The organism is Solirubrobacter ginsenosidimutans (assembly GCF_027587205.1).
Map to the genome: position 1 here is coordinate 99,020 of NZ_JAPDOD010000009.1, position 13,910 is coordinate 112,929.

The following is a 13,910-nucleotide window of genomic DNA, read 5'->3' on the forward strand; positions in this document are numbered from 1 at the left end:
GGAGACTCGACGCCACTAGGCCGGTGACCGGCTGGGCGACGACGGCCGAGCTCGCCGGTCCGCGACTGCACGATGCGCTGGCCACCTGCGGTGCGTCCTTCGGCACCGATCGCCTCGACATCCAGGGCCAGCGCCTGGTCGAGCTGGTCACGTGGCTGCTGGCCGTGCCGGTGGCGACCGCGCAGCTCAACCACGCGCCGGTCCCGGACATCAGCGCCGCCAACGTCCTCGTCTGGATCGGCCCCGAGCCCCCCGAGGGCAATGGGCTCAAGCTGCTCCGCACCGACGCGACGCTCGGCGGCGGCAACGACCCGCACCACGCCATCGACGCCCACCTCGCGCCGCTGATCGAGGCCGTCCACGAGCACACCAAGCGCCCCGAGGCCGCGCTGCGACGCGCCGTGAAGGATCGCTACGACGCCGCGATCACCTGGGTCGCGCAGCTCTCCAACCAGCCCGAGCGCGCGTTCGAGCTGCTCGCCGACCGTGCCGAGCTGCGCCTGCTCGACCTCGGCACGCACGAGCTGCTCCTGCACGTCCGCGAGGGCTGCTGTCTCTACTACCGCACGCCGGCGAACGTGAAGTGCTTCTCGTGCCCGCTGCTGGACGACGAGGCCCGCCGCCGGCTCGTCGCCGGCGGCGGGTAGCGCCTCATCGCTTCAGCGTGAGCGTTCGCCGCACCGAGGTGCCGCCCGAGGGCTTCACCTCGACGCTGACGCGCACCGAACGATGCGCCGCCAGCAGCGTGCGACCGTCCCGCGAGAGGGTGAGCCGGACGGTCGCCGTCGCTCCCGCCCGCACCGAATACTTCGCGGCCCCCGCAAGCGTGACGATCCGCTTGGCCCGCTTGCCGACCCGGACCTTCGCCGCCGTCCGCAGCCGGACCGTCCCGCGACACGCGGTCGCGCCCGTGCACCGCAGCGACACCCCCACGCGCCGCGCCGCGACCTTGAGCTTCGTCGAACGCACCGATGCCACACCGGGCTTCGGAACCGCAGCCGGAGCCGGCCCGGGGGCCGGAACCACCGGCACGACCGCGGCGGCAGTCGGCACCGCGCCGGCCGTCGGCGCCGGCGTCACGATCGGCGTCGGCGCCACGGACCGCAGCAACCGCGCGAACGGGTACGGATCGCCCGCCGCCAACCGTGTGAGCGTCAGCGTGCGGGTCGAGCCGCCCACCGCCGCGTCGAGTGAGATCACGCGGTCCGAACGCAGATCGATCCCGCCCGCGCCGGTCGACGTCCACGTGGAGGCCTCCAGCGGCAGTGACACCGTCACCGGCCCGCTCGACCCAACCGTGATCGTCCGCGAGACCGGCACCGACTGCGTCGCCTCGTCGCTGCGCGCCCCGTGGACGACGACCGCTCCCGTCACGGGGAAGCTCGTCGCGCCGCCGAGCCAGGCCGTCCGCTGCGCCTCCGTCAGCCGCAGACGGAGCGTCGCCCCGCTCACCGACGCCCCCTCACCCACCTCGGCCCGCGGCGGCGCCTGGCTGAGCAGCACGTCGGCGTCCACCGGCCCGGTCACCGGCGTCCCGTCGACGACACCGTCCCACCCGGGCACCGCGAAGACGCCCAGCGTGCCCGGCAGCGTGTCGGTGAAGCTCGAGCCCTGCGCGACCTGATCGCCCTGCAGGCAGTCCATGAACAGCTTGAGATCGCCACTCAACGACGCCTCGACGAACAACGACCCGCGGACGCGCACATCCGCTCCATCACGGCCGACCGGGATCGGCGGCAGGCTCTCGCCGACGGCTTGGCGGACCTGCACTTCGCCGCCGGTTGCCGTCCACGTCTGGGCCGGGACGGGCGCCTGGACCACGACGATCGACGAGCGTTCCTCGTCGACCTGGTTGGACGCCGTCACCTCCACGTGCGTGCGCGCGACCGTGGTCAACGCGATCGGCGCCACCACGCCCTCGACGGTGTTGGTCGCTTCCAGCGCGAGCCACCCGCGCACCGGGAGCTCGCCGCCGCCCAGCCCGATCATCCCCGAGTCGTAGGCGAACGGGAGGATCCAGGACGGCAGCACGGCGGACACGGTGCCGCCCTGCAGGCGCACCGTGTCCCCCACCGCGAGCCGCGTCCCTGAGGCGAGCTCCTTCCCGGCGCCGTCGGTCAACGTCCCGCCGAAGATCATCGGCACCGGCCGCCAGTAGCGGTCGTAGCTGTACTGGCACTGGTTCCCGAACGTCGCGTCCGGGAACGCCGCGGCGCTGCTCGCCGGCGCCGCGAGGGCGCCGGTGAGCAGCAGCAGGGATACGGCCCGGCGCACCGGCTAGGCGCGCTTGAGCGTGAGCGTCTTCGTCACGGCAGAACCGCCGCCCACGGGCGTCAGCGTGACCTTGACCTTCAGCGTCTTGCGCGTCTTGAGCAGCGTCTTCGCCGTCTTGGAGAGCGAGAACTTCAGGCTCGTCGCGCCCGGCTTGACCGTGACGGTCCTGCCGGCGGCGACGGTCACGACCTTCTTGGTCTTGCCGACCTTGTACTTCGAAACCGTCTTGACCGCGAGCTTGTATCGCGAGGCGGTCGCGTTGGGATTGGTCAGCTTCAGCGTGACGCTGCCCACGGACGTCGGCTTCGCCGTCGTGCCCGATGCCAGGATGACCGGCTTCGCCGCCGGCTGCGCGATCGGCACCGCCACCGGCGGCAGCGCGGCGACCGCGATCGCGGGAAGCGGCGTGAACGAGAAGCCGAAGCGCCCGCGGGTGCCGATCGCCTTCTGCGCGCCGCTGCCGGTCGTGTACGCCCCCGGCGTGGCCGGATCGCCGAGCGCCGGATCGGCGTTGACGGGATCGGCGTCCCCGAACAGCAGCCCCGCCTGACCGGCGGCGATCGCGCTGTTGACGACCGAGATGCCACCCGGGATGCAGTCGTTGCTTGAGCCGTAGGACTCCGTCTGCGCGCGGATGTAGACGCTGCCGAACGGGCGGATGTTCAACGGCGAGTTGTAGCCCACGCGGTCGTAGCCCTTGGACTCGACCTGGATCACGCCGAGGCCGCCGGGACCCGCGATCGAGAACTCGACCGGGCCTGCTCCCGTGGGCGTCCAGTTCGTGCGCGGCAGGTCGAGCACGACGTCCTGCACCGTCACGGTGACGGTGTCGTTGGTGTAGTCGGCGGGCGTCTCCGGTGAGCCCGGTGTAGCGTCCTTGACGTTGACCGACCAGTAGCCCTTGACCGGTAGCGTCTGGACGCCCTCGGCGGTGTTGGACGCGGCGACCGCGACCCAGGCGTCGAGCGGGAACTGGCTGTTGCCGGTGTGTGACAGGTAACGGTGCGCGAGTGACACCGTCGGCGTCGCGTACGTGAAGTCCGGCGTGTCCTTCGGCTGGTCGGCGGTCCGCACCTGCGGCGGGCCGGACGCGGCCTTCTCCGTGTAGACGTAGACGGCCGGCTGCCCCTGAGCGGCCGTGTTGTACGACCAGTAGAGGACGTTGTTGTCGGCCGGGTTCGCGCGCTGGGCGAAGGTCCGCGAGGTGTCCTCTTCCTGCCCACGCGGGATGCCGCGGTAGGAGACGCCGATGCCACCCGTGCGGCGGTACATCTGCTCGATCGGGCGCGTGTCGGTGAAGGAGGCGGTCAGCCGCAGGTCGCGCAGCGCCAGCGGCTGGCCGGGCACGGCCGTCAGCGGCGACGCGTCGGTGCGGGTGACCGAGATCGCCAGCGAGTCGATGATGTGACTCGGGGCCGGCGGATCGTTCGGGTACGTCTGGTTCGTGTAGTTCGCGAACGGGCTGATGCAGGACCAGCCGTTGCCATCCGCCGAGGCGGTGCTCGGGCTCGCGGCGACCATCGCGGCCAGGACCGCGACAGGGATGAGCATGCTGCGTCGATTCATTCGCTGCTCCGACTTCGGGGGCCTGGAACAAGGCCCTATGTGGGTTCAGAACAGGAGTCGACGCCCGCGGTGCCAGGCGTACTTCCCCTCTTATCAAGCATCCTTGCCAATGACCAGCAGGAGTGTATTACAGCTACCGTCCACATGGTGCGAACCGTCGAGGTCTGGCAGGCCGGGCTCTCCCAGCCCCCGGAACTCGTCCGTTCCCTTGAAGCGATGCTGTCCGACGAGGAGCGCGAGCGCGCCTCGCGGCTCGCCGCCGCACCCCGCTGGATCGTGGCCCGCGCCGCGCTGCGGATCGTGCTCGCGGGCCGGCTCGGCATACACCCCGGCGACGTCGAGCTCGCCAGCTCCGAACACGGAAAGCCCGAGATCCTCGGCTCTGCGCTGCGCTTCAACCTCTCGCACTCGGCCGACCTGGCCGTGATCGCGCTGACCGAGCACGCCGAGGTCGGCATCGACGTCGAACACACGTCGCGCCGCTCGCGGGCGGTCGAGCGCACCCTCACGCCGGCCGAGCACGCCGCCCTGAACGGACACGACCGCCACACCGAGCTGCTGCGCATCTGGTGCCGCAAGGAAGCGCTGGCCAAGGCCGGCGGCGGCGGACTGGGCTGGGCCCCGGAGTCGTTCGACACCCAACAGCCCGGCGACTTTTCACTGTCAGATCTTTTACTCCAGGACGGCTACGTGGGCGCGCTCGCCCTCCAGGGCGCGACCGCCGAGGTCACCCTGCACCGTCTCCACCTCTAGCTGCGCGGCCTCGGGATCGTCAGCGCCACGAGGCGTGACACGACGACGGCGATGTAGGCCACGCCGGCGATCTGCTCGATCATGCACAGGCTGCGCGCGAACGCCTCCACGGGGACGACGTCACTCAACCCCGTGCTCGAGAGCGTCGTGAAGCTCAGGAACAGCAGCTCCATCCACGACCGTTCGCCGGTCGGGTCGATCGCCGCGATGAAGCTGTGCGGCTCGATCGCCTGCCACACCACGTACACGTGCGCGAAGCCCCATGCCACCAGCGTGAAGGTCGCGCCGACCGCGAACAGCTCGTCGCGCGTGATCTGGTGGTCGGCGAGCATGTACGAGATCAGGGCACCCGCGGCGTAGAAGTACAGGACGGCCTCGAACGCGGACGAGTACGGGATCAGCGTCTCGTCGCCGGTCACCGCGACGATCAGCAGCAGCACGGTCGACGGCAGGCCCAGCAACACCCCCACCCACGTCAGCGCCGGCGTGGCGCGCACCGCCAGCACCACCAGGCCGAGCACGAGGATGCCGAAGACGCTGAAGAGCGCACGACCGCCGCCGTTGCCCTCCATGAACGGATAGAGCAGCACACCGGCCAACTGGACGGTCAGCAGGACCGCCGACGGCTCGTTTCTGAGGACGCGCAGCACGTGCGAGACCGTAAACGTCGCCCCGGCGGCTAAGGTCCTCGTCCGTGTCAGAGGGCCTGGAGATCAAGGAAGGTCGCCACGGGCGGGGCGTGTACGCGGCGCGCGCGTTCGCGAAGGGCGACGCGGTGGAGTCGTGTCCGACGCTCGAAGTCCCGGGCGACAGCGTCAGCGGCATGCTCGGCGACTACGTGTTCGGCTCGGCCGAGGACGAGAACGAGGTCATCCTCCTGCTGGGCTACGGCATGCTCTACAACCACTCCTATGAGGCCAACTGCGAGTACATCCAGGATGGTCCTCGGCTGATCACGTTCGTGACCTTGCGGGACGTCGAGGCGGGCGAGGAGCTCACCATCGACTACGGCGAGGAGTGGTGGTCCACGCGCAACCTGGAGCCCGACCCATGACCTATGTGACTGCCGAGGCGCGGCAGCAACTGCTCGACGACCTCGCGATCGCGATCGAGGAGCTCGCGACCGCGCTCGCCGTGCTCGGCGCCGCCTACGAGCTGCTCGACGAGAACACCGCCGACCGCATGGAAGCCGAGCTCTTCCGCGGTGTGCAGACCGCGTACGGCCGCGCGCAGCGCACCCACTCCTCCTTCGCCGCCCGCTACTCACTCCAGGGCCGCACCTTCACGCAGCCGAGTCCCGGCCTGCCGTCCCAGGGCGCCCGCGCGTTCCTCGAGCGCGCCGGCGAGGCGATCGACGAGGCCGACAACGCCCTCGTCGAGCTGCAGGACTCGATGCTCCCGGTCGAGGTCGGCGACCGCGAACTGCGCTCCGACCTGGCCGAGGTCCGCACGCTCGTCGAGGCCCTCCAGGGCCGCGCCCGCGGCTTCGTCCGCCTCTTCGGCCGCTAGTTAACGCCAACCTAAGGGGTCTGGCCCCTTAGCTGCGCTTTAGGTACGAAATGGCGAAGGGCCGACGCTCTGGCCGGCCCTTCGGAACTTAAGCGCCACCTAAGGGGCCAGACCCCTTAGGTGGGCTTTAGGTTATGGCGTGGTGGTGGAGAGGGTGAACGTCAGCGCCTTGGCGTAGGAGCCTGTGCGCAGCGGTTCGCTGGCCAGGATCGTCTGCTGGAGGCCGACCGTCACCGGGTCGTTGGCGACCGGGTTGACCCAGCCCGCGAGCTTGGTCGGAGCGGCCGAGCCGCCGATCGCGGTGAACGCGCCCGCGGGGCCCGCGGCGGGCGAGGAGCCCTGGGCCATCAGCGGCTGGTTCAGAGCGAACGTGCCGTTGACGAGCTTGCCCGTGGCGGTGGCGGACGGGTCCGAGACCGAGAGGGTCGCGTCGCCGGCCGTGGAGATCACGGTGGCCGTGGTCTGGGCGGCGTAGGCCTTGCCGACGCCCGGGATGAACGCGCCGAACGAGGCGGGCGTGCCCATCGTCAGCGCCAGCGTCGCCGGCACGGAGCCGCCGACGGCGCCGTCGCTGAGCCCGCAGACCGCGGTCTGCGTCTTGGCCGGGTCGCTCTCCGACGTCGCCGTCAGGGTGACCGTGCCGGCCGCGGAGGCGTTGAGCGCCTTCGTGACGTAGACCGGGACCTTGACCGTCTCGCCGAACTTCACGGCGGTGAGCGCGTTGAGGATCTTCGCGCTCCAGCCGGTGCCCGTGGCCGAAGCCGCGAGGCGGTAGACGTCGCTCTCCAGGAACGCGCTCTCGTCCTGCGGGTGCAGGGCGGGATCGGTCGCCGCAGCGGCGCCGGTGTTCTTGAGGCCGAACGTGCACGTCGACCACTGGCCGGCGGCGACCTGGGTCGACCCGCCCGACGTCAGCGCCACGCCACGCGTCTGCGGCCCGGCGCCGTCCAGCGACTTCACGGCGACCTTGTAGTGCAGGATGCCCTGCGCGTCGGTGGTCTTGTCGACCACGTAGAAGTGCAGGCGGTTCTGCTGGTCGGTCCACTCGTACGAGGAGCCCGAGTCCAGGCCGGCGTTGAACGAGCCGTCGTTGAGCTGGCGCTCGTCGCCCTGCGTCGCGATCTTCGGCGTGCCGTCGGGCTTGACGAAGTCGACGTGGTTGATGTCGTCGGGATGCGAGTCGATCATCCAGGCGAAGCAGCTCGAGCCGCCGCAGCTGGACGCGGAGTTCTTGACCTTGTTGATGATCACGCCGTGGCCGGGATCGAACGAGTCCGAGCCGATCTGCTGCACGACTTCCATCGTGTAGGCGTTGTACTTGCCGGTGACGGTCGTGCCGTTCAGGCGCACGCCGTCGCACTTCCAGTCGGTCTGGTAGTTGCAGGGCGTGGACTTGTCGCCGTCGGTGCCGTCGAGCTCCACGCGAACGCCGGCGACGTCGCCCGCCGCATGCGGGACCTCGCGGGCGGTGACATCGGCCACCGCGAGACCCGACGCCGCCAGGCCGTTGCGGTTCAGCCGCACGAGGTCGGCGTCGCCGACGAAGTTCAGGAAGCGCTTGTTGCGCATGTTGTGCTGCGAGCCGAGCGACGCGCCCTGCGTCGCCGGGATCTGGAAGCGCGTGTGCGGGCCGCCTGGGCCGTTGAACGTGCCGCGGCTCATCATGTCCCACATGCCGGTGAACCCGCGCTGCTGGACGACGGCGTACGGGTTGCCGTAGTTGTCCGGGATCGACAGGTTGTGCGAGAGCTCGTGGGCGTAGGTCGACATGCCGGAGCTCTCGCCCTCGACCGACGTGTTGCCCGAGGCGTTCGGCCAGTTGGTGGCCGCCGAGACCCACGACGTCCACGGGACGTAGCGGGTGATCGCCCAGTTGGTCTGGGTCAGGTCGCCGAGGGCCTTGGGGCCGAACGCGTCCGGCACCTGGTCCTGCGTCATCCACTTCATCTCGCCGAACTCCTGCCAGGTCGAGGACTCGTCCTCACCGGCGGAGACGTAGAAGACGTTGTCGTACTCGGCGATCTTCGCCGCGCCGACGTCCGCCAGCCAGGCAGCGCGAGCATCGGTGCGGAAGTTCTTGTTGCACGGCTTGGCCGGCGTGAGCACCGGGCAGTGCGCCGTGCCGTTGCCGCTCGCCTGGTCGGTAAGGAAGTACTGGTACTGCGTGCCCGGGAGCTCGTACGGGCCGAAGGCGTCCAGCTGCACGCCGTACTTGCCGAAGGAGTCCTCCATCCAGTACCGGTTCATCGTCTGGAAGTGGTTCAGCTCAGACGGCGTGTTCAGGAAGTCGCGGTAGAACGCGGGAACCTGTGCACGCGGGATGTCGTGGGCCACCGCGGTGGGCGTGCCGAAGACGGTGCTTCCCTGCGGCTGGCTGATCGTGAACGGCGTGCCCGGGAAGTCGGTCACGACGAGCGCGACCTTCCACTTCTTCACCGACGGCTGGATGCTCGGATCGGAGTAGTCCGGCCCCGGGAGCTTCTTGTAGTCATTCCACGTCAGCTCGTCCTGCCACGTCCAGTTCTGCGGATCGATCGGCGCCGGCGCGGTGTCCGCCGCGAGTGCGGCGGCCGGCGCGGCGAGAACGACCAACGCCGCGGCGACCGCGGCGCGAGTACCTCTCATTTGTACAGACCCTCCTACTTAGACCCCCGGCGGCATTCGTGCCACCGCTCTCATGAATGGTTACGTAACAACTCATGGGAGGTCAATACAGCCCCCGTGGAATTTCTCCCACGGGGGCCGAACAACTGGACTAAGGGGTGGTCGTGGACAGCGTGAAGGTCAGCGTCTTGGCATAGGTGCCGGTACGCAGGGCGTCGGCGGAGCCGATCGTCTGCTTGAAGCTGATCGTCGCCGGGTCGTTGGAGACCGGGCCGCTGTATGTCTTCAGCGTGGTGGGCAGCACCGCGTAGGGCCCGGCGGTGGCGCCGGACGCCTGCAGGGCCTGCGGGAGCGAGAACGTGCCGTTGACCAGGTGGCCGTTGGCCGTCGTGCTCGGGTCGGCGACCGTCAGGGACGCGTCACCGGCGGTGGAGACGACGGTCGCCGTGGTGTTGGCGACGTAGTCCTTGCCGAGGCCGGGCGTGAACGCGCCGAACGTGGCCGGAGCGCCCATCGTCAGGGCCAGCGTGGCCGGCACCGAGCCGCCGACCGAGCCGTCGGCCAGCGTGCAGACCGCCGACGCGGTCTTCGAAGGATCGCTCTCGGAGACGGCGTTCAGCGTGACCGAGCCGGAGCCCGTGCCGCGCTCGATGTAGACCGGAACCGAGACCGTGGCGCCGAACTTGGCGGCCGCGAACGCGTTCTTGAGGTACGCGCTGTAGCCGGTGCCCGACGCCGACGCCGACAGGCGGTAGACGTCGCTGTTGAGGTACGCCGCCGCGTCCTGCGGGTGCGTGCCGGCCGGGACGGCCGCCGCGGCGCCCGTGTTCTTGAGCGTGAACGAGCACGTCGTGTAGCCCTCGGCGTTGCCGAGCTGCGGCGAGGCGACGCTGACGCCGCGCGTCTGCGGGCCGGAGCCGTCGAGCGAGCGGACGCCGACCGTGTAGTGCAGGATGCCGGTCGCGTCGGTCTTCTTGTCGAGGATGTAGAAGTGCAGGCGGTTGGCCGTGTCCTCGTACTCGTACGAGGAGCCCGAGCCGAGGCCGGCGTTGAACGAGCCGTCGTTCTTCTGGCGCTCGTCGCCGATCGTCGCCTTCTTCGGCGTGCCGTCGGCCGCGACGAAGTCGACCTTGTTGATGTCCTCCGGATGCGAGTCGACGACCCACACGAAGCAGCTGTAGGAGCCGCAGGAGGAGTTGTTGGTCTTGGTCTTGGAGATCAGGACGCCGTGGCCCGGGTCGTAGGAGTCCGAGCCGATCTGCTGCACGACCTCCATCGTGTAGTTGTTCCACTTGCCGCTGATCGTGCCGTTCGCCGCGCGGGCGACGCCGTCGCAGTTCGGCGTGGTCAGGACGCCGTTGATGTAGCACGGCGCCTCGTTGTCGCCGGTGCCGTCGAGGGCGATGTTGACGCCCGAGATCTCGCCGCCGGTCGGCGCCGTCTCACGCGCGGTGACGTCCGCGACCGCCATGCCCGATGTCGCCAGCCCGTTGCGGTTCAGGCGCAGCAGGTCGTTGTCGGTGAGGAAGTTCAGCACGCGCTTGTTGCGCACGTTGTGCTGCGAGCCCAGCGCCTCGCCCTGCGTCGGCGGGATCAGGTAGCGGACGTGCTGGCCGCCCGGGCCGTTGAACGAGCCGCGGCTCATCATGTCCCACATGCCGGTCGCGGTGACCTGCTGGACGGTGCCGAACGGGTTGTTGTAGTTGTCCGGAAGGCCCAGGTTATGGGTCAGCTCGTGCGCGTACGTGGCCATGCCGGAGGCCTCGGCCTCGATCGACGTGTTGCCGGACGCGTTGGGCCAGATGCCCGAGACGGCGGCCCACGAGGACCACGGCACGTAGCGGGTGACCGCCCAGTTGGTCTGGGTCAGGTCGCCGTAGGACTTCGGGCCGAACGCGTCCGTGACGTCGTCCTGCGTCTTGAACTTCATCTCGCCGAACTCCTGCCACGTGGCGGACTCGTCCTCACCGGCGGAGACGTAGAAGACGTTGTCGTACTCGGCGATCTTCGCCGCGCCGACGTCGGCCAGCCACGCCGCGCGGGCATCGGTGCGGAAGTTCAGGTTGCACGGGTGCGCGGGCGTCAGCGCCGGGCAGTGCGCGAGGTTGGCGTTGCCGCCGAACTCGGTCATGAAGTACTGGTAGGAGTGGCCCGGGAGCTTGTAGGGGCCGAAGGCGTCCAGCTGGACGCCGTACTTGCCGTAGGAATCCTCCATCCAGTACCGGTTCATGGTCTGGAAGTGGTTCAGCGCCTGCGGCTTGTTGAGGAAGTCGCGGTAGAAGGCCGGGACGTCCGCGCGCGGGATGTCGTGGGCCTCGATCGTCGGCGTGCCGAAGACCGAGCTGCCGGCCGGCTGCGTGATGTAGAAGGGCTTGTCGTCGAAGTCCGTGAGGACGAGCGCGACCTTCCACTTCTTCACGGTCGGCACGATCGACGGATCGGAGTAGTCCGTCCCGGGCAGCGCGTGGTAGTCGTTCCAGGTCAGGTTGTCCTGGAAGGACCAGTTCTGCGGATCGATGGGCGCGGGCGGACCCGCAGCGGACGCGACCATCGGCGTCGCCAGCGCGAGCACGGCCGCCAGGCCGGCGGCGTGGAGCACCTTCATGTTGTTCAGACCCCTCTCGTAGACCCTCGCGGCAAACGGAGTGCCGCGTGAGAGCATCTTCAGGGGAGATAAAGGCGCGGGTCAACCACGACTCCGTGGACATGTGTACACGGAGTCGTAGTTGATGAGAGCCGCTAGGGGGTGGTGGTGCTGAGCGTGAAGGTCAGCGTCTTGGCGTATTGACCGGTGCGCAGCGCGTCGTGATCGGAGATCGTCTGCTTGAAGCTGACGGCGACCGGATCGTTGGACACCGGGCCGGCGTAGGTCTTCAGCGTCGCCGGGAGCGCGGAGTACGCGCCCGCGGTGGAGCCGGAGGCCTGCAGCGCCGACGGCAGCGCGAACGTGCCGTTGACCAGGTGACCGGAGTTGGCCGTCGCGTCGGGGTCGGCGACCGTCAGGGTCGCGTCACCGGCGGTGGAGACGACGGTGGCCGTCGTGGAGGCGATGTAGTCCTTGCCCAGGCCCGGGGTGAACGGGCCGAAGGAGGCCGCCGCGCCCATGTTCAGGGACAGCGTCGCCGGCACCGAGCCGCCGACCGTGCTGTCGGCCAGGGTGCAGACCGCGGAGGCGGTCTTGGTCGGATCGCTCTCGGAGACGGCGTTCAGCGTGACCGAGCCGGAGCCCGTGCCACGCTCGATGTACACCGGGACCGAGACGCTCTCGCCGAACTTGGCGGTCGCGAACTGGTTCTTGAGGTACGCCGCGTAACCCGTGCCGGTGGCCGAGGCCGAGAGACGGTAGATGTCGTTGTTCAGGTAGGCCGAGGCGTCCTGCGGGTGCGTGCCCGCCGGAACGGCCGCCGCGGCGCCCGTGTTCTTCAGGTTGAACGAGCAGGTCGCGTAGCCGGAGTCGTTGCCGAGCTGCGGCGACGCGAGCGCCACGCCGCGGGCCTGCGGGCCGGAGCCGTCGAGCGAGCGGACGCCGACGGTGTAGTGCAGGATGCCCTGCGCGTCGTTGTGCTTGTCCAGGATGTAGAAGTGCAGGCGGTTGGCCGTGTCCTCGTACTCCGACGAGGAGCCCGAGCCGACGCCGGCGTTGAACGAGGCGTCGTTCTTCTGGCGCTCGTCACCGATGGTCGCCTTGTTGGGCGTGCCGTCGGCCGCGACGAAGTCGACCTTGTTGATGTCCTCCGGATGCGAGTCGACGACCCACACGAAGCAGCTCGAGGAGCCGCAGGAGGACGCGGTGTTCTTCGTCTTGGAGATCAGGACGCCGTGACCCGGGCTGAAGGAGTCCGAGCCGATCTGCTGCACGACTTCCATCGTGTAGTTGTCGTACTTGCCCGTCACGCTCGAGCCGGACGTTCGAACGCCGTCGCAGGTCGGGTCCGTCAGGTAGTTGCACGGCGCTTCCTTGTCGCCCGCGCCGTTGAGGGCGATGTTGACGCCGGAGATCTCGCCGCCCGTCGGCGCGGTCTCACGCGCGGTGACGTCCGTGACCGCCATGCCCGACGTCGCCAGCCCGTCGCGGTTGAGGCGCAGGAGGTCGTTGTCGGTGATGAAGTTCAGGACGCGCTTGTTGCGGATGTTGTGCTGCGAGCCGAGGGCGGCGCCCTGCGTCGGGGGAATCTGCCAGCGGGTGTGCTGGCCGCCCGGGCCGTTGAACGAGCCGCGGCTCATCATGTCCCACATGCCGGTGGCGGCACGCTGCTGCGTGGTGCCGAACGGGTTGCCGTAGTTGTCGGGCAGGCCGAGGTTGTGCGTGAGCTCGTGGGCGTAGGTCGCCATGCCGGAGCTCTCGGCCTCGATCGACGTGTTGCCGGAGGCGTTGGGCCAGATCGTCGACGACGACGCCCACGACGACCACGGGACGTACCGGGTCGGAGCCCAGTTGGTCTGCAGCGGGTCGAAGGCCTTCGGGCCGAAGGAGTCCGGCACGTCGTCCATCGTCTTGAACTTCATCTGGCCGAACTCCTGCCAGGTGGAGGACTGGTCCTCACCCGCGGAGACGTAGAAGATGTTGTCGTACTCGGCGACCTTGGCGGCGCCGACGTCGGCGAGCCAGGCGGCGCGCGCGTCCGTGCGGAAGTTCAGCGTGCACGGGTAGTGCGCGGCGTCCGGGCAGTGGGCGTTGGTCGTGTAATCGTGGAAGTACTGGTACGAGCGACCCGGCATGCGGTACGGCCCGAAGGCGTCCAGCTGCACGCCGTACTTGCCGAAGGAGTCCTCCATCCAGTACCGGTTCATCGTCTGGAAGTGATTCAGCGCCTGCGGCTTGTTGAGGAAGTCGCGGTAGAACGCCGGCACCTGGTCACGCGGGACCTGGTTGGCCTCGGCCGTCGGCGTCCCGAAGATCGTGGAACCCGCGGGCTGCGAGATCGTGAAGCCCTTGTCCGGGAAGTCGGTGACGACGAGCGCGACCTTCCACTTCTTGACGGTCGGCTGCACGTCAGGGTTGGAGTAATCCGTCCCCGGCAGCGGCTTGTAGTCGTTCCACGTGAGGTTGTCCTGGAAGGACCAGTTCTGTGGATCGACGGGCGCCGGAGCGCCGGCCAACGCCGCCGCGGGCGCGGCGAGCGCCAGCACTGCCGCCACCCCGGCGGCGTGAAGCACCTTCATGTATTCCCCTTCGTTTAGACCCTGGGCAGCCCTCCAGGCCG

10 protein-coding genes are annotated in these 13,910 nt (G+C 69.4%); 4 read left to right on the plus strand and 6 right to left on the minus strand.

The window, feature by feature from the left end:
- Nucleotides 1-23 precede the first annotated feature (23 nt).
- On the plus strand, nucleotides 24-647 hold the full coding sequence (locus OM076_RS46020) for a (2Fe-2S)-binding protein (protein ID WP_270040353.1): 624 nt from the start codon (nucleotides 24-26) through the stop codon (nucleotides 645-647).
- A gap of 4 nt (nucleotides 648-651) precedes the next feature.
- On the opposite strand, the gene OM076_RS12835 is transcribed toward OM076_RS46020, so the two are convergent.
- Nucleotides 652-2,274 carry a hypothetical protein gene (locus tag OM076_RS12835; RefSeq protein ID WP_270040355.1) on the minus strand — a complete coding sequence of 541 codons (1,623 nt, stop codon included), beginning with the start codon at nucleotides 2,272-2,274 and terminating at the stop codon, nucleotides 652-654.
- A gap of 3 nt (nucleotides 2,275-2,277) precedes the next feature.
- Entirely contained in the window at nucleotides 2,278-3,825 is a 1,548-nt protein-coding gene (locus OM076_RS12840) for a hypothetical protein (RefSeq protein WP_270040356.1), read from the minus strand.
- Between the two features lie 162 nt (nucleotides 3,826-3,987).
- On the opposite strand from OM076_RS12840, the gene OM076_RS12845 reads away from it, so the two are divergent.
- On the plus strand, nucleotides 3,988-4,593 hold the full coding sequence (locus tag OM076_RS12845; RefSeq protein ID WP_270040357.1) for a 4'-phosphopantetheinyl transferase family protein: 606 nt from the start codon (nucleotides 3,988-3,990) through the stop codon (nucleotides 4,591-4,593).
- Here OM076_RS12845 and OM076_RS12850 read toward each other — a convergent pair.
- The gene (locus tag OM076_RS12850; protein WP_270040358.1) at nucleotides 4,590-5,243 is read right to left on the minus strand and encodes a potassium channel family protein; all 654 of its coding nucleotides are present in this window, start codon (nucleotides 5,241-5,243) and stop codon (nucleotides 4,590-4,592) included. The genes OM076_RS12845 and OM076_RS12850 overlap by 4 nt on opposite strands.
- A gap of 44 nt (nucleotides 5,244-5,287) precedes the next feature.
- Here OM076_RS12850 and OM076_RS46025 point away from each other — a divergent pair, with 44 nt between their 5' ends.
- Together OM076_RS46025 and OM076_RS12860 are read left to right on the plus strand one after the other, a co-directional pair.
- On the plus strand, nucleotides 5,288-5,647 hold the full coding sequence (locus OM076_RS46025) for an SET domain-containing protein-lysine N-methyltransferase (protein WP_270040360.1): 360 nt from the start codon (nucleotides 5,288-5,290) through the stop codon (nucleotides 5,645-5,647).
- Entirely contained in the window at nucleotides 5,644-6,102 is a 459-nt protein-coding gene (locus tag OM076_RS12860) for a hypothetical protein (protein WP_270040361.1), read from the plus strand. Before OM076_RS46025 ends, OM076_RS12860 begins: the two co-directional genes overlap by 4 nt.
- Before the next feature lie 132 nt (nucleotides 6,103-6,234).
- On the opposite strand, the gene OM076_RS12865 is transcribed toward OM076_RS12860, so the two are convergent.
- The 3 genes from OM076_RS12865 to OM076_RS12875 form a co-directional block, all read right to left on the minus strand.
- On the minus strand, nucleotides 6,235-8,727 hold the full coding sequence (locus OM076_RS12865) for an immune inhibitor A domain-containing protein (protein ID WP_270040362.1): 2,493 nt from the start codon (nucleotides 8,725-8,727) through the stop codon (nucleotides 6,235-6,237).
- A 130-nt stretch (nucleotides 8,728-8,857) separates the two neighbouring features.
- Entirely contained in the window at nucleotides 8,858-11,311 is a 2,454-nt protein-coding gene (locus OM076_RS12870; protein WP_270040363.1) for a M6 family metalloprotease domain-containing protein, read from the minus strand.
- A gap of 134 nt (nucleotides 11,312-11,445) precedes the next feature.
- Complete coding sequence (locus tag OM076_RS12875) at nucleotides 11,446-13,869, minus strand: M6 family metalloprotease domain-containing protein (protein ID WP_270040364.1); 2,424 nt, start codon at nucleotides 13,867-13,869, stop codon at nucleotides 11,446-11,448.
- Nucleotides 13,870-13,910 lie beyond the last annotated feature (41 nt).

Bases quoted from the DNA above. Each gene is read 5' to 3' on its own strand.
- OM076_RS12875 (WP_270040364.1), bottom strand. From the start codon at position 13,869: ATGAAGGTGCTTCACGCCGCCGGGGTGGCGGCAGTGCTGGCGCTCGCC.
- OM076_RS12840 (WP_270040356.1), bottom strand. From the start codon at position 3,825: ATGCTCATCCCTGTCGCGGTCCTGGCCGCGATGGTCGCCGCGAGCCCG.
- OM076_RS12870 (WP_270040363.1), bottom strand. From the start codon at position 11,311: ATGAAGGTGCTCCACGCCGCCGGCCTGGCGGCCGTGCTCGCGCTGGCG.
- OM076_RS12865 (WP_270040362.1), bottom strand. From the start codon at position 8,727: ATGAGAGGTACTCGCGCCGCGGTCGCCGCGGCGTTGGTCGTTCTCGCC.
- OM076_RS12860 (WP_270040361.1), top strand. From the start codon at position 5,644: ATGACCTATGTGACTGCCGAGGCGCGGCAGCAACTGCTCGACGACCTC.